This is a genomic window from Pseudoalteromonas sp. SG43-1 (assembly GCF_014164415.1).
Classification (GTDB): Bacteria; Pseudomonadota; Gammaproteobacteria; order Enterobacterales; family Alteromonadaceae; genus Pseudoalteromonas; species Pseudoalteromonas distincta.
Genome location: NZ_JACJFD010000002.1, coordinates 263,546 through 286,674, shown reverse-complemented (window position 1 = coordinate 286,674; position 23,129 = coordinate 263,546). Strand labels below are relative to the sequence as shown.

Below are 23,129 nucleotides of genomic sequence, written 5' to 3'. Positions count from 1 at the left end.
TTGATAGTTGAATTTGCAGCAATATGTTTGGTTTTTAGGCAAGGTAGAGCCTATGAAGTGTGGTTATTCCACATAAATAGGCGATAACGCAGCATAAATGCCAAACATGTGCTGCCCTTCGGGTTCTGCCTAGGGGCGATAAACTCTTTGTTGCTCGATTTTTACTTAGCCCACTAGGTTACAAACCTCGCGCCGCGATTTAATCGCCCCTAGATTGAACAAATTTCAATTCGCAAAGATCAACACGCCCTAGTAAATGACAACTTTAGCATTGTTAAACTCATAGTTTAGCAATGCGCCATTATTTGATTGCTGTATAAGCTTAGCTTTATTTAAACCGTATAGTCTAAATAGCAGGGGGGCAATAACAGATACCGCAGAGCCCGTTGCACTGTCCTCATTTACTCCAAACTGGGGTGCAAAATATCTAAAATGCGCTATGGCATTTTTCTTGTCTTTATTTTTTATACTGAGTGCAATTATTGCATTTTTGTGGAGTTTACTCAAAGCTTTAAAATCAACGTGTAAGCTTTTTAAATCGTCTTTTTCAACGTCTTTACTAAACTCTTTACTAAATTCTTTATTAAATTCTTCATTAAATAATACAACCGTATAACCGTTTTTATCACCGGTACTGTAGGCTGCTTTTATTGCGGATGAAAACACACTTTTTAACTCACCTTTAGCTAATTCGCTTTTTTTAGGCTCTATACTTTTTAGTAACAACTGTGCGCGTTGTTTTTTTACTCTTATAGTAAAGCGCTCATTACTCATTGATGTAAATACTTCAGGGCAATAACCAAAATACTTTATTAAAAAATTAGCGGCCGCTAAAGTACCATGCCCACAGCGTTTAATTTCACTTGTTTGGTTGAACCAGCGAATATTACAATGGCGTTTAGTTATCTCATTTTGATTTAAAAATACGGTAGCAGGGTGGTTTGATTGTGATGCAATATATTGCATTGTTTTTGATGTTAACCCAATTTTATAAATAACAATTAAAGCACTTGAGCCTTTTAAGTTATTTGCAGGGCTATAAAAAACAGATTCGGTGGAAGTGAGTTTTATACAGCGAAGCGTAAGCCATTTGGGCTTACGCTTCGTTAAACAAAGAGTGTTATCCTTTGCTTGCATACGCGTCGTTATGAACGCCCGCAGCACGACCTGATGGATCTGCATTGTTTTGGAACGATGCGTCCCATGCAAGTGCTTCAGGAGTCGAACACGCTACCGATTTACCATGTGGTACACATTTAGCTGATGCATCACCAGGAAAGTGCGATTCAAAAATAGTACGGTAGTAGTAAGCTTCTTTTGAATCTGGCGTATTAATAGGGTATTTAAATTTAGCATTTGCAAGCTCTTGATCGCTCACTTGCTCATTTACAAACTCTTTTAACGTATCAATCCAACTGTAACCAACACCGTCTGAAAATTGCTCTTTTTGGCGCCATAAAACTTCATCAGGCAAGTAGCCATCAAAACCTTCACGTAAAATGTGTTTTTCAATTTTGCCATCTTTACACATTTTGGCTTCAGGGTTGATACGCATAGCAACATCAACAAATTCTTTATCAAGGAACGGTACACGTGCTTCAACGCCCCATGCTGCCATTGATTTATTAGCACGTAAACAGTCAAACATATGCAGTTTTGATACTTTACGGTTTAGCTCTTCATGAAACTCTTGTGCGTTAGGGGCTTTATGGAAGTATAAGTAACCACCAAATAGCTCATCAGCACCTTCGCCAGATAACACCATTTTAATGCCCATCGCTTTAATTTGGCGAGCCATTAAGTACATAGGTGTAGAGGCACGAATCGTTGTTACATCATACGTTTCAATGTGGTAAATCACTTCACGCAGAGCATCAATACCTTCTTGAATGGTAAAAATGATAGGGTGGTGAATAGTACCAATCATGTCAGCTACTTTTTGAGCAGCGGCTAAATCAGGTGAACCCTCAAGGCCTACTGAAAAAGAATGCAACTTAGGCCACCATGCATCGCTTTCATCGTTATCTTCAATACGTTTGGCAGCAAAACGCTGGGTAATAGCAGAGATAACCGATGAGTCTAAACCACCAGAAAGTAATACACCGTATGGTACATCACACATTAGCTGGCGTTTAACGGCCGCTTCTAATGCATCTTTAACGTCTTGCGCTTGTGCGCTGTTATCTTTAACTGCATCAAATGTTTCCCAATCACGCTTGTAATAAGGCGTGATTTTGCCATCTTTGCTGTACAGGTAATGCCCTGGTGGAAATTCTTCAATATGCTTACAAATTGGAGAGAGTGCTTTTAGCTCTGAAGCAACGTAAAAGTTACCGTGCTCGTCGTGACCAGTGTAAAGCGGGATAATACCAATATGGTCACGGCCAATTAAGTAAGCGTCATTTTCTTCATCGTATAAACAAAATGCAAAAATGCCATTTAGATCATCTAAAAAGTCAGATCCTTTTTGTTTATAAAGCGCTAAAATAACTTCACAGTCTGATTGAGTTTGAAAAGTAAAATCAACATCTAGCTCTGCTGCAAGTTCTTTATGATTATAAATCTCGCCATTAACCGCTAAAATATTTGTTTTTTCAGGATTGTATAAAGGCTGTGCACCGCTTGATACACCAACAATAGCTAAACGCTCATGTACTAAAATAGCTTTTTCAGATGCATATACACCAGACCAATCTGGGCCACGGTGTCTAAGCAGCTTTGACATTTCAATTGCTTGGGTACGCAATTGAGCGGGATCAGATTTAATATCTAATACCCCAAAAATTGAACACATAGTAACTCCTCATTCCTATTATGTGTGCAGCAAAGCCAATTTGCTGTGCTGCGAAACCTTGTTTTATCAGAAAAAATTACTCAAGTCACATAGCTTTTATAATTAATTAAGAATAATTTATGCACCAAGTTATATATAACCGCACCAAAGTGGTCAATGCGTGGTGCCTGCGGCTATTTTTACGTCGTTATTATTGTTCAAAGCTTGTGCAATCATCACTTTTAGCGCGTTAATAACAGTGTCTTCACACATGCTTGGTGCGCCATTGTGGTGCACAGCTTGGCTTGGTAAATAAGGAATATGCACAAAGCCACCTTTCATTACAGCGCAGTGATCATTTATGTAATGCATAAGGCCATACATAACGTGATTGCATACATACGTACCTGCCGTATTGGAAATGGCAGCAGGAATATTGCTGTTGTGCAGTGCTTGTAACATACGCTTTATGGGTAAATTAGTGAAATAGGCATCAGGGCCATTTTTTTCTATTGGTGAATCGACAGGTTGCTTACCTGCATTGTCTTTAATGCGTGCATCGTCAACGTTTATTGCAATACGCTCAATTGATATTTCGCTGCGCCCACCAGCTTGACCTATACATAAAACAACCGCCGGATTATGTGACTCAATGGCGTTTATAAGCTGACTAATAGACGTATTAAACTCACAGGCAAGTTCTAGTGTACATATTTTGTGTTTCATGATGATAGTTTCATCAAGTTTTTGCACTGCTTGCCAAGAAGGATTGATAGTTTCGCTACCAAAAGGCGCAAAGCCGGTTATTAATACACACGCCATAGAAGAAGTTGATTTAGTCATTACACACCAAGCTATACATTAAAATAATATTAACGGCGAGTAAGGTAACTGCCGTCTGAATTTGAACCTTAATTACATAGTACTTATCTTTTAAGTCAAAAAGAGTTGCAGGAAGAATATTAAATTTGCTGTCATAGGCGTCATTAACGCACTGCAATAGCCGCTATACATGCCGAGCGCAACTAATGGAGCAGGGCTTGCGCCATGACCTTCAATTAAAAATGCCATACCTACACAATACAAAAAAAACAGTATAAAACGATTATCAGGGCCAATAATTTAAGTCGAACATAGTTTTCCTATTTATTTTTAGAATATTTTTATAGGTTATTTTAAGTGCAAGGCTCAATTGATGTAGGTGTCCGTCAAGTTTCTGCTTCGCCTTCGCTGCTTCTTCAAACGTTACATATTTAAACTCAACAGTATCTATAGGTCTAAACTGTGCAAATTGACGTAAGTCGGCTTCAATAACAGTCCCTAGCAGAGGGTAGCCCCCTGTAGTTTGGCCATCATTTAGTAACACAATTGGCTCTCCACTTGGTGGGAGTTGAATACTCCCAGGGCTCACCCCTAATGATGGCAAAGAGTGCGAATGCCCCAAATTATTCTTATGCTCAAGCCTTACACCCATTCGGTTACTATTATTGCTGACTTTAAAAGCGGTAGACACAAAGTTGCTAAGTAAAGTCTCGCCTAATAAGTCGGCATGAGGACTTGGATGCAGGCGTATAAGTTTGCGCTGGGCGGGAGCAATTGCGCCTACCTTTTTAAACTCTCCATAATAAGGAGTAATAGGTATTTTATCACCAGAGGTGAGAGATCTACCTTCAAAACCACCAAAACATGCGTTTAAATCTGTAGATTTAGAACCCATAACTTCAGCATTTTGTATACCGCCTTTCACTGCTAAATAAGCTCTTAAGCCTGCTCTACCAGTAGCAAAACTTAGGACTTGTTTGTTTTTTACTGCGTATGTCCAACCAGGATAAATTGCATGTCCATCAAGGGTTGCTTGCAAATCTGCACCATGAAGCGCAATTACTGTGTCGCAGGTAAATTCCAGTTCGCACAAACCCACAGTTATTTCTAAAACGGCATCATTGTCGTTATTGTTAAGTAATCTATTAGCAATGATTTGTGCAATAGGGTCTAAGCTACCCGCTTTGCTTACACCTAAATGGCGGTAGCCCTCACGGCCAAAATCTTGAATTGTAAGTAATACACCACTTTTAAGTACTTTAATCATGATTTGCTCCTTTATTAACGTGCGGAACAAATTCAAGCGTATCTCCTGGTTGAATTAAACAAGGTTGCTCAGAGGTCGAATCAAACAAAGCAGTATCTGTATGACCTATTATATGCCAACCACCTGGGGTATCTGCGGGGTAAATGCCGGTTTGTGCAGCACCTATCGCAACAGAGCCTTTAGGAACTTTAATGCGTGGCTCATCACGTCTTGGTGTATGTAATTGCTCATTTAAGCCATGTAGGTAAGCAAAACCGGGCTGAAAGCCTAAAAATAAAACGTGGTACTTGGTTTTACTATGAATATTAATAACTTCATCGGCACTTAAATTATGATAGCGAGCCACGTAATTAATGTCCTCACCCTTGTATGTGGTTTTGATTAAGTGATGCTGCCCCTTAAAAGTACTCGTTTTAATATCATTCCACAGCGAAGGTAGCACTTGTAACCACTTATTTAAGTGTTTATCTGATTTTAAATAAAGAGTGAGCGAGTTCATGGCCGGCACCAAATCGCTAAATTCATCAGTGCTTTTACAGTGGCTAGCTAAAGCCCAAATTTTTTTTTGAATAGAGAGTATATCTGTAGCGTCTAAATGCGATGCATCAAACAGTAAACTACTGTTTGTTAATGCATAAATATGAGGAGCTGGCTTCATTAAATAAACCTATTTGTACAACATAATTTAAACGTAACACAGTTTTATTAATTTATTTACACCATTGCGACTAAGTGGTTATGTTTATTGCCCAACTTACTTTAAGAGTAGTTTTATATTCAATTAATCGTATTTAACTTATTGAAGACCAAAACTTAATACGCTTCGTACTAAATAAGTAATTAGGTTGAAATGAAAATTAGGATAAGGAGGTCTTAGTTAGCACGCACTTGTTTAAGAGGTACTTTATGAAACACCAGCATTTATTATATTTATCAGGCGCTGCTATTATATTTAGCGCAGGCAGCTTTGCTTTATCTATGGAAAAGGTTGAGCACAGTAATGTAGAAGCCACCATGCATGTAGAAACCATTGTACTTGGATCAGGTTGTTTTTGGGGAGCGGAAAAACGCTACGAAGCGCTTAATGGCGTTATTGATGCTGAATCGGGGTATGCTGACGGCAATGGCTTTAAAGCTACCTACAGAAACATTACTGATCAGTCTCGTCGTTTTGACGAGAACAATTATGCTGAAGTTGTACAAGTTATGTATAACAGCAATATAATTTCAGCAGAAGATCTCTTAAAAAACTATTTTGAAAGTCACGACCCTACGCAAAAAAATCGCCAAGGTAACGACATTGGTACGCAATACCGCTCAATTGTATTAACGACCACTGATGCGCAAGCTAAAGTAGCTGAGCAAGTTAAATCGCAATATCAGCAGCTTTTAACTGATGCGAGCTATGGCAAAATTGAAACAGTTATTAAACCGCTTCAAGGTTTTGTAACGGCAGAAGAGTATCATCAAAATTATTTAGAAAAGAACCCTAATGGCTATTGCCCAGATCACTCTACCGGTGTTGTTTTTAATAAAACACCTGTAGAAAAAGTAGATAACACGGCTTTATTATCAGGAAAGCAAATAGTGGTACTTGATTCACGTGAATACTGCCCATACTGTGAAAAGTTTAAAAAAGCAGTCGCAAATGATTACAAAGGAACAATACCAATGTCGTTTCGCCATGCTGACCAACTTGATGATTTAACTATTAAGTCAGCCACGTGGGCAACACCAACCATTTTGTTTTTAGAAAATGGCGTTGAGGTATATGGCCGTCAAGGTTACGCAACGCCTGAAGAGTTTTATAAAGCATTAGGCGCTTTTAAATTAGGTAACAGTGATGCTTATAAAGTTGCATTTGATGCACGAACAGATAGACCTTACTGTAAAGAGTACAAAGAGTTTAAAAACACACCAGACGGTACTTTTGTTGATAAATTAAGTGGCGAGCCACTATTTGATACAAGCAATAGGTTTAACTCAGGTACTGGTTGGTTGTCCTTTACTCATCCTGTAAAAAACAACGTAACACAGCACGACGATAGCAGCTGGGGCATGACACGCATTGAGCTTCGCTCTAAAAGTACAGGCATACACTTAGGGCATTTATTTCCAGGTGAAGGTCCAAGAGGTCGCGATCGTTACTGTATTAATGCAACAGTCCTTGATTTTGTACCGAGAGATAAAAGCTAAACCCTTTCTTTGCTAAGCCTGATTTTAATCAGGCTTTTTTTTGCATAAAACAAAATAGGCTTATCATAATCTTTGCAAATTTGTTAAAATTAAAGCGTGCAGCTAATTGTCAATAATATTACTTAGGTTATTAATGAATCAATTTATAAAAATAGCAACGCAGTTAATATATTTGCCATTCGCTTTACTGCTTTTGATAAACAACGCTAAATCAGCGACTCATTACGTAGTAGGCGTAGAGAATATAGAATACCTTCCATACTACGATGGTAGTGGGGCTGATAACCGCGACTATTATGGTTTTAGTCAAAAGTTACTTACCTTGTTTGCCCAGCAGCATGACTTTAAGTTTGAGTTTTACACACTACCTATTAATCGACTTTACAAAGAATTTGTGGAACATCGCCATGTCGACTTTAAGTATCCAGATAACCCTAGCTGGAAACCAAGCTACAAAGCTTCATTTATTGATGTAAATAAAATTATTTATTCGCAGCCAACCGTTGTGACTAAAACGGGCATTGCGAGTTTAAATAAAAATATCACTATTGATGAATGCATTAGTTTTGCAACGGTAAGAGGGTTTACGCCTCAAAGCTTTAAACCGTTAATGAATAATGAAAACGTTGAGTTAATAGAAACAGCTAACGTAATTGAATTAATAGAGTTGCTTTTAAAAGAGCGAGTGGAGTGTATTTACATATCTAACGATGTATTAAATTATAACCTCCAAAAATACTTTAAATTAACCCGACCTGTTTATTTTCAAAACGAATTGCCGACAGATTTACAAGCCTTTTTATTATCGTCGATTGACTACCCTGACATAATCAAGAAATTTAATACCTTCTTGATTTCACATAAAGTGCAAATAAGTAAATTAAAAAAAGAATATCAAATTAAAAATTAACTAAAAAAGCCCCGTAAGTTATAACTTACGGGGCTTTTAAAAGTATTAAACTTATATTGCATATCATGTGGTTTGCGCCAAAAATAAAAACAGTTCAAGCCAAGTCACCACCTAACTTGAACCGCTTCTTCACACTGACAACATCTTCACACACAATATAAAGATTCTGTTTACTACGCTTTGGTAGCTTTGTATTACATATCATGTGGTTTGTGCCAAAAATAAAAACAGTTCAAGCTAAGTCACCACCTAACTTGAACCATTTTTCACACTGACAACATCTTCACACACAATATAAAGATTCTGTTTGCTACACTTAAGTAGCTTTGTATTACATATCGTATGGTTTGAGCCAAAAATAAAAACAGTTCAAGCTAAGTCACCACCTAACTTGAACCATTTTTCACACTGACAACATCTTCACACACAATATAAAGATTCTGTTTGCTACACTTTGGTAGCTTTGTATTACATATCATGTGGTTTGAGCCAAGAATAAAAACAGTTCAAGCTAAGTCACCACCTAACTTGAACCGCTTTTTCACACTGACAACATCTTACACACACAATATAAGATTCTTTTCACTGCTACGTTTGAGTTACTAGAACTCTAAAGGTTGCATTTATTGCTCTTAAGAAACAATTTAACTAAGTTGTTTTGAGCTGATAAAGCAACTTTAATATTTAACTTTATTTTCGACAAACGATAAAAACGAAACCAATGAGTGAAAAAAATTAAACTATAGACTTTAGTCTAATGTATGGCGCTAAGCTTATGTATTTAATTAAAAAATATTATTCAAATTTGCAGGGAGGTTTAGGCGAGTTCAGTAATACAACATAGAGTAGGTTGTATTACTGAACTCGCCTAATAGGGGATTATTCTTGGATTTTTCTAAACGTATTTACAACCCACTTCGCAAATAAATCAAGCGGGTGATTAGGCGTGCTTGATTCGTGCTGCACTAAATAGTATTTATCTTTAGTTGTTAAAGGCTGTTCGAATAATTTGTAAAGCCATTGCTCATCTAGCCAGCTTTGGCTAATAGGCAGTGGGATAAGCGCAATGCCCATGCCTTGCTGCGCTGCACGCGCTACACCAAACATGCTATCTATTTGAATAATCTGCGAAGGAGAAAAATCATCAATCCCTGCTTTTTCAGCCCACTGATGCCATGCCCAAGGGCGAGCTTTGTGCAGTATTAGCGGAACTTGGTTAAGCGCTTGACGATGATCGTCCCTCCACTGGTCGAGCAATTTTTTATTACATGCAGGAATATATTCAAGGTTAAACAACTCAGTCGCTAATCCTTCAGTAGGTTTACCAGAGGACAATACAATAGATAAATCGCTATGACGCGTTAACTCTTTGCGTGTTTTAAGCGTGTCCATTTGCAGGTTTATATTAGGGTGCTCTGACGTCCACTCACTTAATTTAGGCATGAGTAGTTCGCTGGCAAAAAATTCAGGCAGTGTAATCGTCAAATTTGTATTTTGCTGCATCTGACTAAACTCATTAATAGTGCTCTCTAACATTGTGATGATAGGAGACACAGCATCAAAAAAGTTTTTACCCGCTGTGGTTAAGCTAATTGAACGCGTTTTACGTTGAAAAAGCTCAATACCAAGTTGTTCTTCAAGTTGTTTTATTTGATGGCTTACCGCAGACGGCGTTAAGTACAGCTCATTAGCTGCATGCTTAAAACTTAGGCTTCTTGCGGCAAAGCAAAAAGAGCGAAGGCCACGAATAGGAGTTTGCATGTTTTCCAGAATTATTTAATTTATTGAGACGCCTTACTTAGGCAAAATTTGAACCAACTATTTAATTTTTAAATATCAGTAGGTTAAAAATAAAATTAACGCTAGTTCACAAAAAGGGTGCAGGCTATCCACAAAATAGTGCAAAGAATCTAAGCGCTTACATTTAATTTATATTTGTATTATAGATAAAATTTACTACAGATGTATGAATGACGGTAAAAATAATGACAAAAGATAAAAAAAATCCCTCGTAAGAGGGATTTTGGGTAACTCAGCGCCATTGGCACTGGGAATGAGGTCGGTACAGGGTAAAGCGTTATTTTTAAGCTAGAGCCTAAAAAACCATTTCTGGAACTTCACCGTCAACAAGTAATTTACCTGCTGTTTTACTAATGATTTCATCAACAGTAACGCCCGGAGCACGTTCTAATAGATGAAATGCGCCGTCTTTAACTTCTAATACGGCTAAATCTGTTACTATTTTTTTTACGCAATTAACGCCAGTAAGCGGTAAAGAGCAGGCTTCTAATAGTTTAGAGTCACCATGCTTACTTGCATGGGTCATAGTAACAATAATATTTTTCGCGCCAGCGACTAAATCCATCGCGCCACCCATGCCTTTAATCAGCTTTTTAGGGATCATCCACGATGCGATGTTGCCGTTCTGGTCAACTTCAAATGCACCCAGAACGGTTAAGTCTACATGACCACCCCGTATCATGGCAAAACTATCTGCACTATTAAATATGGCTGCACCTGTGGCTGCTGTCACGGTTTCTTTACCCGCGTTAATCATATCGGCGTCTAGCTCTGCTTTAGTTGGGTACGGGCCCATGCCTAAAAGGCCATTTTCGGACTGTAGCATAACTTCAATATCATCTGGTACATAGTTTGCGACGAGTGTCGGAATTCCTATGCCCAAATTTACGTAGTAACCGTCTTGTAGTTCTTGTGCAACGCGCATTGCAACTTGTTCACGTGATAATGCCATAATTTTGCTCCTGCTTAATCTCGTGTTGTTACACGTTCAATGCGTTTTTCAAAGCTGCCTTTAATAACGCGATTTACAAAAATACCCGGGGTATGAATTTGGCTTGGTTCAAGCTCACCCGGCTCTACAATTTCTTCTACTTCGGCAACGGTAATTTTGCCCGCTGTTGCCGCCATTGGATTAAAGTTCATGGCGGTGTGTCTAAACACTAAATTACCAAAGCGGTCGGCTTTCCACGCTTTAACAATAGCAAATTCACCCGTTATAGATTCTTCTAAAATATACGGGCGACCATTAAACTCTTTTACATCTTTACCCTCAGCCACAGGAGTACCGTAACCGGTTGCGGTGTAAAACGCAGGTATACCCGCGCCACCAGCACGCATTTTTTCAGCTAGTGTACCTTGAGGCGTAAGCTCTACATCAATTTCGCCACTTAATAACTGCTGCTCGAATAGGGCATTTTCGCCAACGTACGAGGCAACTACTTTTTTAATTTGTTTGTCTTGTAATAAAATACCTAAACCAAAGTCATCAACACCACAGTTATTAGATACTACGGTTAAGTTTTTTGTTTGCATGTGCTTAATTTGTTTAATTAAGCCCTCAGGAATACCACATAAACCAAAACCACCGGCAATAATGGTATCGCCGTCTTTTAATCCTTCCATTGCAGCTTCGTAACTAGAAACTACCTTATCAAAACCGGCCATGAGTCTCTCCTCATTGTGTGCTATTTGTTGTTAACAATCTTTAATCATCATTTCATAAGATAGCTATTTAACCTGAACTCTGGTTAATAGATTTACTAACATATGAATCAGGGTGATATTTAAATTTATTTTCTCTAGCCAGAGATTTTCAGTGAAAACAAGGCGAATTTACGCGTCAATAGCTGGCCTATTGCAAGTAAATTCAACGCAGTTAGTGCTGAAAATAGCTGCTCGAGATAGATTTATTATCCAGAGCTCAGGTTATTTTGTGTGCAATGCCACAGATACTTTGCTCACAGGTTGCTTACCAAGTGCTTTGGTTATCTCCCAGCCAGCGTCACTTAACCTTTGTAAATCAATTGAGTGTTCAATGCCAAGCCCTTGCAGCAAGTAAACTACATCTTCGGTGGCAACATTTCCTGACGCCCCCTTAGCATAAGGACAGCCACCAAGGCCCGCAACTGCCGCGTCAACCGTTGCAATACCTAGGCTTAAAGCTGCGTAAATATTTGTGAGCGCTTGGCCGTATGTATCATGAAAATGCACGGCCAACTTGGCTTTATCAATGTGCGTTAAAAGTAACTCGATTAATTGCGTTACTTTTTTTGCGGTGCCAACACCTATGGTATCGCCAAGGCTTACTTCGTAACAGCCTAAATCTAATAGCTTTTGCGATACACTTAGTACTGCTTGCGGGTCAATATCACCCTCATAGGGGCAACCGAGTACACAGCTTACATAACCACGTACACGAATATTATTAGCTTTAGCAAACGCCATTACTTCGCTAAAACGTTCAATACTTTGCTCAATTGAGCAGTTGATATTTTTTTGACAAAACGACTCACTCGCAGCTGTAAATATAGCAAACTCTTTAATACCAACAGCGTGCGCTGCTTGTGCACCTTTTAAGTTAGGTGTAAGGGCGCTTAAATTTACATTGGGTAAATCTAGCGCTGATATTACATCCGCTGAGTCTGCCATTTGTGGCACCCATTTAGGTGACACAAACGCGCCAGCTTCAATATCTTTTAAGCCAGCAGCACTTAGGGCGTTAATAAGCGCTACTTTATCGGCTGTGCTTACTGTTTTTTCGTTTTGTAGGCCGTCTCGCGCGCCAACTTCAACAATACGTACTTTATTTGGAAAGGCACTCATTATGCACCTTCCTCTGTTGTATCTTCGACAATAGCAAGTAAGGCTCCATGCGTTACTAATTCGCCTTCACCAAAACAGTAGCTTCTTAAAATGCCGTCGTGTGGTGCGTTAAGCGTGTATTCCATTTTCATGGCTTCGATAATAACAACCGCATCGCCTTTGGTAATTGTGCTACCAATGTCGATTAAGTGCTTAACTACTGTGCCATTAAGCGGCGCGGCAAGTGGCAGTGCTTCACTTTCGTGCGAACTAATATAATGTTTATCAACTAGTTCAAGCTTAGTTTGCAGTGCTTTATTCATAACAGTGACAATATTGCCCGCAGTACTATTACCAACCGTAGTTACGTGCGCGCTATGTTTTTCACCATTAATAAAAACAGTGCACAGATTATTATTTAATGTGCCTTGTAGTTTAAATACATGCTCGTTATGCGTAATACTATAGCCCGCTGTCGTTTTTATAGCGCTTAGCTGTAAATCGGCAAAAGGGACTTTAATTGCTTGTGGTGAATTGAGTGTAAATCCAGTTAGTTGTTGCCACGGGCTTGCACTGTTTTGCGCATTTTGGGTGTTAGTTAACGATTCTAAATACGCAAAAGCAGCAATAAGCTGGCTTGTTTGCAATAACGATTCGTCAACAGCAACTAACGAATCACCTTGCTCAGCAATAAAGTGTGTGCTTGGCGCACCTTGTTTAAACGTGGGGTGGCTTGCTAAATTATGTAAAAAGCCAATGTTAGTGCTAAAACCCGCTAAATGAAATTGCTCAAGGGCTTGTTGTAAGCGGCTCAGTGCTTGTTCGCGATTGTCGTCATGCACAATAAGTTTTGCAATCATTGGATCGTAAAACGGGCTGATTTCGTCGCCTTGTGCAATGCCTGTATCAATGCGTACAAATTCACTGTTAAACGGTGTCTGTAGTGCTTCAATAGTGCCCGAGCACGGGATAAAGTCGTTAGCTGGATCTTCTGCGTATATACGTGCTTCAAAGCTATGACCCTGCAATTGAATATCACTTTGTGTCATTGGCAATGTTTGCCCACCCGCAATATTTATTTGCCAATTGACTAAATCTACACCGGTTACCATTTCGGTCACTGGGTGTTCTACTTGAAGGCGCGTATTCATTTCCATAAAGAAAAATTCATCGCCACACAGTAAAAACTCAACCGTACCTGCGCCTCTATAATTTATAGCCAGTGCACAACGTACAGCCGCTTCGCCCATTTCTTTGCGTAGTTTGTCAGATAAACCCGGAGCAGGGGCTTCTTCAATTACTTTTTGATGACGACGTTGCAAAGAACAATCACGATCGCCTAAATAAACACAGTTACCGTAGTTATCTGCAAATACTTGCACTTCAACATGGCGAGGCTGGTTTACATAGCGCTCTAATAACACTAAGTCGTTACCAAAACCGGCAATCGCTTCACGTTGCGCACCTTGTAGTGCGCTCATAAAGTCTTGTGCTTTTTCAACCACACGCATGCCTTTACCACCGCCACCAAAGGCCGCTTTAATGAGTACAGGGTAGCCAATTTTTTCAGCTTCACTTTGTAAAAAAGCAGGGTCTTGCTTATCACCGTAATAACCAGGCACTAACGGTACATTAGCAGCTGCCATTATTTCTTTAGCGCGGGTTTTAGACCCCATTGCTTCAATGCTACTTGCTGGTGGCCCTATAAAAGCAATGTTATTAGCTTCGCAGGCTTTAGCAAATTCGCTGTTCTCAGATAAAAAACCATAGCCTGGGTGAATACAGTCAGCGCCGCAGTCTTTGGCAACTTGTAAAATTTTGTCTGCTACTAAATACGAATCTTTACTTGGCGCGGCACCAATATGGTAAGCCTCGTCAGCCATTTTTACGTGCTGGGCATGTTTGTCTGCATCAGAGTAAACCGCGACCGTGGTTAAGCCCATTTGTTTTGCGCTGCGCATTACACGGCACGCAATTTCTCCACGATTGGCAATTAGTATTTTTTGTAATCGTTGTGTCTTCATAATCAATCCTACAGTTGCCAAGCGGGTGGGCGTTTATCAAAAAAAGCACTTAGCCCTTCTTGACCTTCTTCAGATACGCGAATTTTTGCAATACGCTCTGCGGTAAGCTCAATGAGTTCATCGGTTATTGGTTTATTTGCTACATCGTTAATTAATGCTTTTGCGGCTTTTACTGCAACAGGTCCGTTATCAATCAGTGTTTGCAGCATATTATCGAGCGCGCAGTCTAAATTACCGGTTACTTGATGAATTAAACCAAGTTGCTTAGCAGTATGGGCATCAAACACTTCAGCCGTTAAAAAGTACCTGCGAGCAGCGCGCTCACCAATGGCTTTAATTACATACGGGCTAATAACCGCCGGAATAAGACCCAGCTTTACTTCACTTAAACAAAATTGCGCATCGTCTTTACTAAGGGCTATGTCGCAACAGGCTATTAAGCCCAGAGCACCACCAAAAGCGGCACCTTGCACAGCACAAATTGTAGGATGCGGGGAGCTTGCCAATACCTGCATTAATTTAGCTAATTGCATTGAATCAGCTAGGTTATCGGCGTAATTGTTATCAGCCATTGATTTCATCCAAGCTAAATCGGCACCGGCTGAAAAGTGTTTACCCTCAGTTTTTAAAACCAAAGCACGAATATCAAGCGTATTTGCATGTTCAATACACTGAATTAGCTCGTGTATTACTTCACTGTTAAATGCGTTTCTTTTTTCTTGGCGGCTTAACACAAGTACAGCCACATTAGATTTTGTTATTTGTAGTGTTACTGACATTTTGCGCTCCGGTTACATTCTAAATACGCCAAATTTCGAATCACGTTTTGGTGCGTTATTCGCAGCCGTTAACGCAAGCCCTAATACATTACGCGTATCGGCAGGGTCTATAATGCCGTCATCCCACAAGCGTGCACTTGCGTAATACGGATGACCTTGCTCTTCGTATTGATCAATAATTGGCTTTTTAAAATCACTGATTTCTTGCTCGCTCATGCATTGGCCTTTACGTGCTAAACCATCTTGTTTAACTTGCGCCATTACACCCGCAGCTTGCTCGCCGCCCATTACCGAAATACGAGCATTAGGCCACATCCACATCATGGTTGGTTCAAATGCGCGGCCACACATACCGTAGTTACCTGCGCCGTAAGAGCCGCCAATAAGTACAGTGAATTTAGGCACATCAGCACACGAAACCGCCATCACCATTTTAGCGCCGTGCTTAGCAATACCTTCGGCTTCGTATTTTTTACCCACCATAAAGCCGGTAATATTTTGTAAAAATACTAAAGGAATATTGCGCTGAGCACACAGTTGAATAAAGTGGGCGCCTTTTTGCGCCGACTCACTAAATAAAATACCGTTATTAGCCACTATGCCAACAGGATTGCCGTAAATACTGGCAAAACCGGTGACCAGCGTTTCACCAAAGTAACGTTTAAATTCATCAAATGATGAGTCGTCCACTGTGCGCGCTATTACTTCGCGTACATCAAATGGCTTTTTAAGGTCGGTGCCCACAATGCCGTAAAGCTCGTTTATATCGTAACGGGGTGGCTTTATATCCTCTAGGAGAGGGGCCGTAGGGCGTGTATAATTAATACGCTCAATACATTGGCGCGCAATAGACAGCGCATGAGCATCGTTTTCAGCGTAGTGATCGGCAACACCCGACACTTTACAGTGCACATCGGCGCCGCCTAACTCTTCGGCTGTTACTTCTTCGCCGGTTGCTGCTTTTACAAGGGGCGGACCTGCTAAAAATATAGTGCCTTGATCTTTTACAATAATACTTTCATCGGCCATTGCAGGTACGTACGCACCACCTGCGGTACATAAGCCCATTACTACAGCAATTTGTGGAATGCCTTTACCCGACATACGGGCTTGATTGTAAAAAATACGACCAAAATGCAACTTATCTGGAAATACATCATCTTGCTCTGGCAGATTTGCACCGCCCGAATCCACCAAATAAATACACGGTAAGTGGCAGCGCTCGGCGATATCTTGTGCGCGTAAATGCTTTTTAACGGTAAGCGGAAAATATGTACCGCCTTTAACCGTGGCATCGTTTGCAATAATCATGCATTCAACGCCTTTAACACGGCCAATACCGGCTACAACGCCTGCACAAGGTATTGCTTGTTCGTACACACCAAAGGCTGCAAATTGTGAAATTTCTAAAAACGGTGAGCCTTCGTCAATTAACGTACTTATACGATCGCGTACAAATAATTTACCACGGCCTTCGTGGCGCTCTTTTAATGCAGCGCCTCCGCCTTGGCTAATTGTGGCTACTTTACTGCGTAAATCGTCCACCAGCGCTGACATGTTTTTATGGTTTTGTACAAACGTTGGATCGTGAGGATTAACGCTCGATTTTAAAATCGTCATGGTTTAATCCTTAACGGCTTTCAGTGAAAAGTTCGCGGCCAATAAGCATGCGGCGTATTTCTGATGTACCTGCGCCAATTTCGTATAACTTAGCGTCACGAAGTAGGCGGCCTGTGGCGTATTCATTTATGTAGCCATTGCCACCTAAAATTTGAATCGCATCTAGCGCCATTTTAGTTGCAAGCTCTGCGGCGTATAAAATGGCACCGGCGGCATCTTTACGGGTTGTTTCACCACGGTCACAAGAGCGAGCTACCGTATACACATATGAGCGCGCAGCATTCATTTGTGTATACATGTCGGCTACTTTGCCCTGAATTAACTGAAATTGACCAATAGGGGTGTCAAACTGTTTACGCTCGTGAATATACGGTACTACTATATCCATACACGCTTGCATTATGCCAAGCGGGCCAGCTGCAAGTACTACGCGCTCGTAATCAAGGCCACTCATAAGTACTTTAACGCCTTCGTTTAAGTTACCTAAAATGTTTTCCTCTGGCACTTCGCAGTTTTCAAATACCAGCTCACAGGTGTTTGAGCCGCGCATGCCTAGTTTGTCGAGCTTTTGCGCCGTTGAAAAACCAGGAAAGTCACTTTCAACAATAAACGCGGTAATGCCTTTAGCGCCGGCATCTAAATCTGTTTTAGCGTAAATAACGAGTGTGTGTGCGTCGGGGCCGTTGGTGATCCACATTTTGTTGCCGTTTAAAATGTACTTATCGCCTTTTTTTTCGGCTTTGAGTTTCATCGATACAACGTCAGAGCCCGCATTAGGCTCGCTCATTGCAAGGGCACCAATGTGCTCGCCGCTAATAAGCTTAGGTAAGTATTTTTCTTTTTGAGCTTGTGACCCGTTACGGTTAATTTGATTAACACACAGGTTTGAATGTGCTCCATAGCTTAAGCCAATAGATGCACTAGCACGGCTTATTTCTTCCATAGCAATAACATGTTCTAAGTAACCTAATCCTGCGCCGCCAAGTTCTTCAGATACGGTCATACCCAGTACGCCCATTTCGCCCATTTGAGTCCAAAGTTGATTTGGAAAAGCGTTATCTAAGTCCGTTTTTTCAGCAAGCGGGGCAATCTCCTGACTCGCAAAACTGTTTACGTGGTCGCGGATCATATCGGCGGTTTCGCCAAGGCCAAAGTTCATTTCTTTATATAGTGAAATAGTGCTCATGATTCATTCCTGTGTGACGTGTGTGTTGTCAGTGTGTTGTTATTTTAAAAATAAACTTACTCGTCTATTTTATTAAGCGTGTCTCTGCAGCGGCGCTCGGCCGTCACCAACTCCATAAGAACAACTTTAATGTCGTCCATTTGTTGAGATAGGTCTGCTTTTTTTTCTGAAATAAGGTCAAGCATAGTAACCAACTGCTTAGCGCTTGATTTATCTGCGTCGTACAGTTCAAACAAACGACCGGTTTCGGCCAATGTAAAGCCAAGGCGCTTACCACGTAATATTAGTTTTAAACGCACTTTATCGCGTTTTGAATAAATACGGGTTTGACCATTACGTTCTGGCGTTATTAACCCTTGGTCTTCGTAAAAGCGAATAGAGCGGGTTGTAATGTCAAATTCTTTAGCGAGTTCGCTAATGCTAAATGTTTGTTCATTACTGGCCGGCATTTTGGCTGAGCTTGCAAAGTTTGTTTGATTATCTGGTTTCATAATTGTATTTACCTCATTCGAATAACTCCAATATAAGTGAAGTTTACGTAAAGGTAAAGCTTGGTGTGGTTTGAAACTATTTATAAAGGGATGTTTAAGCGAGGTATTGATTTATATTATTAATATTCAATGGGTTATTTTTATTTTATCAGTGTAGTCCAACCGATGGAAAATAATCCTTACACTTATAAAACTAAAAATTAAGCTGTTTTTAGTTGACGTTGGCGTAAACGTTAGTATTGTGTAAGGGTATTAAATAATAAATGAATACTAAATTAATAGAGCAAATATACTAACAACTATTTGCATATAAATACAATGGAGTTAGTTATGACTTTAGAATCAGTGGTAATTGTAGCAGCAAAACGCACCCCAATGGGTGGTTTTATGGGAGCGTTAAGTGATGCGCAGTCTACCGAGCTTGGCGCTACCGCCATTGCAAGTGTACTCACACAAACTGGTTTAGCTAATGATGCAATAGACGAAGTAATTATGGGCTGTGTATTACCAGCAGGCCTTGGGCAAGCACCTGCACGCCAAGCAATGTTAAAAGCAGGCCTTGCACTTAGCACTGGCGCTACAACAATTAACAAAGTATGTGGCTCTGGTTTAAAAGCAGCCATGCTTGCAAACGATTTAATTAAAGCGGGCTCAATTCAATCTGCTATTGCTGGTGGCATGGAGAGCATGACAAATGCACCGTACTTTATACCAAAAGCGCGTGGCGGTATGCGCATGGGACATGGCGAAATAAAAGATCACATGATGAGCGATGGCCTTGAAGATGCTTACGACAACAAAGCAATGGGTTGTTTTGCACAAGACACCGCCGATGAATACGGCATTGGCCGCGAGCAAATGGATGCGTTTGCATTAGGCTCATTAAGTAAAGCAAAAGCAGCAATACACAATGGTAGCTTTGATAACGAAGTTGCACCCCATACAATGCAAACACGCAAAGGCGATGTAACAGTATCGATTGATGAGCAACCAGGTAACGCCCGTCCAGAAAAAATCCCCACCTTACGTGCAGCTTTTAAAAAAGACGGCACTATTACAGCGGCTAATTCATCGTCAATTTCAGACGGTGGCGCAGCGCTTATATTAATGAGCGAATCAAAAGCAAAAGAGCAGGGCTTAACACCGCTTTGTAAAATTGTAGCGCACAGCACGCATTCTCAAAAACCAAGTGAATTTACAGTAGCGCCAGTAGGGGCTATGAACAGCGTGCTTGAAAAAGCAGGTTGGGCTGTAAACGATGTTGATCTTTGGGAAATTAACGAAGCATTTGCCATGGTAACCATGCTGGCTATTAACGAGTTAAAACTTGATGAAAGCAAAGTAAACGTTAATGGCGGTGCATGTGCACTTGGCCACCCAATTGGTGCAAGCGGCGCGCGTATTTTAGTAACGCTTATTCATGCTCTTAAAAACCGAGGCCTTAAAAAAGGCATTGCGTCTTTATGTATTGGTGGCGGTGAAGCGGTTGCTATGGCTGTAGAAGCTTACTAATTAGGTATTTAACAGCAACATGAAGAGTTAAACGAATACCTAAATTAATAACTATAAAAGCGCTGCACTAATAATACTAATAAAGCGGCGCTACCAATTTCAAAAGAGAACACACAACTCACACACTAGGATTTAATCATGCACCAAGTTCCACTACTTATTAATGGCGAATTTATTCAATCAGCGTCAAAAGAGCTTATCGATGTTATAAACCCAGCAAATCAAGAAGTACTTGCACAAGTGCCATGTACCACAGAGTCAGAAATGGACGCGGCAATTGCCTCAGCCTCAGAGACGTTTAAAACATGGAAAGACGTACCCATTACTGAACGTGCTCGCATTATGATGAAGTACGCTGCGCTATTAAAAGAACACCATGATGAGCTTGCTACCATTATTTGCCACGAATTGGGTAAAACATTTGAAGATGCAAAAGGCGATGTTTGGCGTGGTATTGAAGTAGTAGAACAAGCCGCTAACGCTCCATCATTAATGATGGGTGAAACAATGGAAAACGTAGCGCGTAAAATCGATACGTATTCTTACATGCAGCCACTTGGCGTATGTGCAGGTGTTACCCCGTTTAACTTCCCTGCAATGATCCCACTTTGGATGTTTCCGCTGGCTATTGTGTGTGGTAACACCTTTATTTTAAAACCGTCTGAGCAAGATCCACTTACACCAATGCGTTTAGCAGAGCTATTTATTGAAGCTGGTGCACCAAAAGGCGTATTACAAGTTGTTCACGGTACAAAACCACAAGTAGACCGCTTACTAGAAGACAAAGCAGTACGCGCTATTTCGTTTGTTGGCTCGTGTGGTGTAGGTGCTTATATTTATTCTAAAGGCACGCAAAACCTTAAACGTGTGCAAGCCTGTGTTGGCGCTAAAAACCACATGGTTATTATGCCTGATGCAAGTAAATCGCACGTTGTAAACAACTTAGTAGGCGCATCTGTCGGTGCTGCTGGCCAGCGTTGTATGGGTATTTCGGTTGCTGTGTTTGTAGGTCAAGCAAGTCAGTGGGTAGATGAAATAAAAGCAGGCTTTGAAAATGTACGCCCAGGCGTGTGGGATGATGCAAACGCGGCATACGGTCCACAAACATCAAAAGCAGCAAAGGCACGTATTTTATCACTCATTGCTGGTGGTAAAGAGCAAGGCGCTACCTGTTTAATTGATGGTTCTGACTTTACGGTTGAAGGGTATGAGCAAGGTAACTGGGTTGGCCCAACGTTATTTACCGATGTAACCAAAGAGATGGATTTATACAAAGAAGAAATATTTGGTCCAGTACTAGCGTGTATGTTTGTAGACACGCTTGAAGAGGCAATCGCCCTTATTAACGACAGCCCTTACGGTAACGGCACCTCATTATTTACCTCAAGCGGCGCAGTGGCTCGTAAATTCCAACACGAAATTGAAGTAGGCCAAGTAGGTATTAATGTGCCAATTCCGGTGCCACTTCCGTTCTTTTCGTTCACCGGATGGAAAGGCTCGTTTTACGGCGATACTCACACGTACGGTAAACAAGGTATTCGTTTTTACACAGAAACTAAAACGATTACCTCACGTTGGTTTGAAGACGACATTGCGTCGGGTCCAAACATGAGTATTAACTTAAAGTAATCATGATTAAAACGAATAACTAATAATAAAAAAGATGGGCGCGAAGGCTACTTCACACACAACACACACATAAGCCTTCGCCGCTCGTCACAAACTATCCCTGTAACGGGAAACGCTAACAACACAACTAACACAATTAAAGAGGTCTACCATGGACTTTAACTTATCTGAAGATCAACAAGCCTTTGCACAAACTGCACGTCAATTTGCCGAGTCAGAACTTGCGCCCCATGCCGCAAAATGGGATCGCGAACATATCTTTCCTAAAGACACGATTAAAGCTGCGGGCGAGCTTGGTTTTTGTGGTTTATACACGCCAGAGGAAGCAGGCGGCCTTGGTTTATCACGTTTAGATTCGAGCATTATTTTTGAACAACTTGCTATGGGTTGTACCGCAACAACGGCCATGTTGACCATTCATAATATGGCAACGTGGATGGTAGCAAGTTTTGGTACCGATGCCGCTAAAGACAAATACGTAGAGCAATTAGTTATGGGCGAGTTACTTGCCTCTTACTGTTTAACAGAGCCAGGCTCGGGCTCAGACGCCGCATCACTTAAAACTAAAGCAGTGCTTGAGGGTGATGAGTACGTTATTAACGGCTCAAAAATGTTTATATCGGGCGCTGGCGAAACCGAAGTATTAGTGGTAATGGCACGTACAGGCGGCGAAGGCGCTGCGGGTATTTCGGCATTTGTAGTGCCTGCCGACGCAAAAGGCGTTGAATACGGCAAAGCTGAAGAAAAAATGGGTTGGAACGCACAACCAACACGCCTAATTAGCTTTGAAGATGTACGCATTCCTGCGCATAACTTGTTAGGCGCAGAAGGCGAAGGCTTTAAATTTGCGATGCAAGGCCTTGATGGCGGCCGAATTAACATTGCCACATGTTCAATTGGTACAGCGCAAGCGGCGCTTAATACAGCCCGTGAATATTTAAAAGAACGTACACAATTTGGTAAACCATTGGCTGCGTTTCAAGCATTGCAATTTAAAATTGCCGATATGAACACCGAACTTGTAGCTGCGCGCCAAATGGTAAGGCTTGCTGCATTTAAACTTGATAATAACGACGTTGAAAAAACCACTTACTGCGCCATGGCTAAACGCTTTGCTACCGATGTTGGCTTTACTGTGTGTAACGACGCACTGCAAATTCATGGTGGTTACGGTTACATAAAAGAATACCCGCTTGAGCGCCATGTACGTGATGTACGCGTTCATCAAATTTTAGAGGGCACTAACGAAATTATGCGTGTGATTATAGCGCGCCGTATTTTGGCTGAGTCTGCAAGCGACGTTTTATAAGGAGCAATG

General features: G+C 40.8%; 19 protein-coding genes and 1 pseudogene. 5 read left to right on the top strand and 15 right to left on the bottom strand.

What is annotated here, in order from left to right:
* Positions 1-249: 249 nt before the first annotated feature.
* From H5159_RS03420 to pxpB, 6 genes and pseudogenes are all read right to left on the bottom strand, one after another.
* The gene (locus H5159_RS03420) at positions 250-1,137 is read right to left on the bottom strand and encodes a PhzF family phenazine biosynthesis protein (RefSeq protein ID WP_182779728.1); all 888 of its coding nucleotides are present in this window, start codon (positions 1,135-1,137) and stop codon (positions 250-252) included.
* The gene (asnB, locus tag H5159_RS03415) at positions 1,121-2,794 is read right to left on the bottom strand and encodes an asparagine synthase B (RefSeq protein ID WP_182711293.1); all 1,674 of its coding nucleotides are present in this window, start codon (positions 2,792-2,794) and stop codon (positions 1,121-1,123) included. The genes H5159_RS03420 and asnB overlap by 17 nt, the downstream gene beginning before the upstream one ends.
* A 153-nt stretch (positions 2,795-2,947) precedes the next feature.
* Positions 2,948-3,616, bottom strand: coding sequence for a pyroglutamyl-peptidase I (gene pcp, locus H5159_RS03410; protein ID WP_165723421.1), 669 nt, complete (start codon positions 3,614-3,616; stop codon positions 2,948-2,950).
* Positions 3,609-3,892: pseudogene (locus H5159_RS03405) on the bottom strand (5-oxoproline transporter, DUF979 family subunit); the annotation flags it as partial. The gene pcp and the pseudogene H5159_RS03405, both read right to left, overlap by 8 nt.
* The gene (locus H5159_RS03400; protein WP_182715363.1) at positions 3,882-4,862 is read right to left on the bottom strand and encodes a biotin-dependent carboxyltransferase family protein; all 981 of its coding nucleotides are present in this window, start codon (positions 4,860-4,862) and stop codon (positions 3,882-3,884) included. The pseudogene H5159_RS03405 and the gene H5159_RS03400, both read right to left, overlap by 11 nt.
* Entirely contained in the window at positions 4,855-5,520 is a 666-nt protein-coding gene (gene pxpB, locus H5159_RS03395) for a 5-oxoprolinase subunit PxpB (RefSeq protein WP_182715364.1), read from the bottom strand. Before pxpB ends, H5159_RS03400 begins: the two co-directional genes overlap by 8 nt.
* A gap of 248 nt (positions 5,521-5,768) precedes the next feature.
* Here pxpB and msrA point away from each other — a divergent pair, with 248 nt between their 5' ends.
* Positions 5,769-7,058: a peptide-methionine (S)-S-oxide reductase MsrA gene (gene msrA, locus H5159_RS03390; protein ID WP_182715365.1), complete on the top strand. Its 1,290-nt coding sequence runs from the start codon at positions 5,769-5,771 to the stop codon at positions 7,056-7,058.
* 133 nt (positions 7,059-7,191) lie between these two features.
* Entirely contained in the window at positions 7,192-7,968 is a 777-nt protein-coding gene (locus tag H5159_RS03385) for an amino acid ABC transporter substrate-binding protein (RefSeq protein WP_182695013.1), read from the top strand.
* An 879-nt stretch (positions 7,969-8,847) separates the two neighbouring features.
* Here H5159_RS03385 and H5159_RS03380 read toward each other — a convergent pair.
* The 9 genes from H5159_RS03380 to H5159_RS03340 form a co-directional block, all read right to left on the bottom strand.
* Complete coding sequence (locus H5159_RS03380) at positions 8,848-9,729, bottom strand: LysR family transcriptional regulator (protein ID WP_002961883.1); 882 nt, start codon at positions 9,727-9,729, stop codon at positions 8,848-8,850.
* 334 nt (positions 9,730-10,063) lie between these two features.
* Positions 10,064-10,720 (bottom strand): CoA transferase subunit B, encoded by a 657-nt coding sequence (locus tag H5159_RS03375; RefSeq protein ID WP_002961879.1) that lies wholly within the window; start codon positions 10,718-10,720, stop codon positions 10,064-10,066.
* Between the two features lie 14 nt (positions 10,721-10,734).
* Positions 10,735-11,433 (bottom strand): CoA transferase subunit A, encoded by a 699-nt coding sequence (locus H5159_RS03370; protein WP_008135270.1) that lies wholly within the window; start codon positions 11,431-11,433, stop codon positions 10,735-10,737.
* Between the two features lie 261 nt (positions 11,434-11,694).
* Positions 11,695-12,591, bottom strand: coding sequence for a hydroxymethylglutaryl-CoA lyase (locus H5159_RS03365; protein ID WP_182779727.1), 897 nt, complete (start codon positions 12,589-12,591; stop codon positions 11,695-11,697).
* Positions 12,591-14,594, bottom strand: coding sequence for an acetyl/propionyl/methylcrotonyl-CoA carboxylase subunit alpha (locus H5159_RS03360; RefSeq protein WP_182779726.1), 2,004 nt, complete (start codon positions 14,592-14,594; stop codon positions 12,591-12,593). The genes H5159_RS03365 and H5159_RS03360 overlap by 1 nt, the downstream gene beginning before the upstream one ends.
* 8 nt (positions 14,595-14,602) lie before the next feature.
* Complete coding sequence (locus H5159_RS03355) at positions 14,603-15,373, bottom strand: enoyl-CoA hydratase/isomerase family protein (protein ID WP_024604000.1); 771 nt, start codon at positions 15,371-15,373, stop codon at positions 14,603-14,605.
* Between the two features lie 12 nt (positions 15,374-15,385).
* A complete protein-coding gene (locus tag H5159_RS03350) occupies positions 15,386-16,993 on the bottom strand; it encodes a carboxyl transferase domain-containing protein (protein WP_182779725.1) in 1,608 nt (535 codons plus the stop codon).
* Positions 16,994-17,003: 10 nt separating this feature from the next.
* Positions 17,004-18,179: an isovaleryl-CoA dehydrogenase gene (locus tag H5159_RS03345; RefSeq protein WP_166418999.1), complete on the bottom strand. Its 1,176-nt coding sequence runs from the start codon at positions 18,177-18,179 to the stop codon at positions 17,004-17,006.
* Between the two features lie 56 nt (positions 18,180-18,235).
* Positions 18,236-18,670 carry a MerR family DNA-binding transcriptional regulator gene (locus H5159_RS03340; RefSeq protein WP_008135264.1) on the bottom strand — a complete coding sequence of 145 codons (435 nt, stop codon included), beginning with the start codon at positions 18,668-18,670 and terminating at the stop codon, positions 18,236-18,238.
* 330 nt (positions 18,671-19,000) lie between these two features.
* Here H5159_RS03340 and H5159_RS03335 point away from each other — a divergent pair, with 330 nt between their 5' ends.
* From H5159_RS03335 to H5159_RS03325, 3 genes are all read left to right on the top strand, one after another.
* Positions 19,001-20,182, top strand: coding sequence for an acetyl-CoA C-acyltransferase (locus tag H5159_RS03335; RefSeq protein WP_182736438.1), 1,182 nt, complete (start codon positions 19,001-19,003; stop codon positions 20,180-20,182).
* Positions 20,183-20,320: 138 nt separating this feature from the next.
* Complete coding sequence (locus H5159_RS03330; RefSeq protein ID WP_182736436.1) at positions 20,321-21,811, top strand: CoA-acylating methylmalonate-semialdehyde dehydrogenase; 1,491 nt, start codon at positions 20,321-20,323, stop codon at positions 21,809-21,811.
* 151 nt (positions 21,812-21,962) lie between these two features.
* Positions 21,963-23,120: an acyl-CoA dehydrogenase family protein gene (locus tag H5159_RS03325; protein WP_182736434.1), complete on the top strand. Its 1,158-nt coding sequence runs from the start codon at positions 21,963-21,965 to the stop codon at positions 23,118-23,120.
* Positions 23,121-23,129 lie beyond the last annotated feature (9 nt).

Coding starts and splice junctions, on each gene's coding strand:
- H5159_RS03420 (WP_182779728.1), bottom strand. CDS start 1,137: ATGCAAGCAAAGGATAACACTCTTTGTTTAACGAAGCGTAAGCCCAAA.
- asnB (WP_182711293.1), bottom strand. CDS start 2,794: ATGTGTTCAATTTTTGGGGTATTAGATATTAAATCTGATCCCGCTCAA.
- pcp (WP_165723421.1), bottom strand. CDS start 3,616: ATGACTAAATCAACTTCTTCTATGGCGTGTGTATTAATAACCGGCTTT.
- H5159_RS03400 (WP_182715363.1), bottom strand. CDS start 4,862: ATGATTAAAGTACTTAAAAGTGGTGTATTACTTACAATTCAAGATTTT.
- pxpB (WP_182715364.1), bottom strand. CDS start 5,520: ATGAAGCCAGCTCCTCATATTTATGCATTAACAAACAGTAGTTTACTG.
- msrA (WP_182715365.1), top strand. CDS start 5,769: ATGAAACACCAGCATTTATTATATTTATCAGGCGCTGCTATTATATTT.
- H5159_RS03385 (WP_182695013.1), top strand. CDS start 7,192: ATGAATCAATTTATAAAAATAGCAACGCAGTTAATATATTTGCCATTC.
- H5159_RS03380 (WP_002961883.1), bottom strand. CDS start 9,729: ATGCAAACTCCTATTCGTGGCCTTCGCTCTTTTTGCTTTGCCGCAAGA.
- H5159_RS03375 (WP_002961879.1), bottom strand. CDS start 10,720: ATGGCATTATCACGTGAACAAGTTGCAATGCGCGTTGCACAAGAACTA.
- H5159_RS03370 (WP_008135270.1), bottom strand. CDS start 11,433: ATGGCCGGTTTTGATAAGGTAGTTTCTAGTTACGAAGCTGCAATGGAA.
- H5159_RS03365 (WP_182779727.1), bottom strand. CDS start 12,591: ATGAGTGCCTTTCCAAATAAAGTACGTATTGTTGAAGTTGGCGCGCGA.
- H5159_RS03360 (WP_182779726.1), bottom strand. CDS start 14,594: ATGAAGACACAACGATTACAAAAAATACTAATTGCCAATCGTGGAGAA.
- H5159_RS03355 (WP_024604000.1), bottom strand. CDS start 15,373: ATGTCAGTAACACTACAAATAACAAAATCTAATGTGGCTGTACTTGTG.
- H5159_RS03350 (WP_182779725.1), bottom strand. CDS start 16,993: ATGACGATTTTAAAATCGAGCGTTAATCCTCACGATCCAACGTTTGTA.
- H5159_RS03345 (WP_166418999.1), bottom strand. CDS start 18,179: ATGAGCACTATTTCACTATATAAAGAAATGAACTTTGGCCTTGGCGAA.
- H5159_RS03340 (WP_008135264.1), bottom strand. CDS start 18,670: ATGAAACCAGATAATCAAACAAACTTTGCAAGCTCAGCCAAAATGCCG.
- H5159_RS03335 (WP_182736438.1), top strand. CDS start 19,001: ATGACTTTAGAATCAGTGGTAATTGTAGCAGCAAAACGCACCCCAATG.
- H5159_RS03330 (WP_182736436.1), top strand. CDS start 20,321: ATGCACCAAGTTCCACTACTTATTAATGGCGAATTTATTCAATCAGCG.
- H5159_RS03325 (WP_182736434.1), top strand. CDS start 21,963: ATGGACTTTAACTTATCTGAAGATCAACAAGCCTTTGCACAAACTGCA.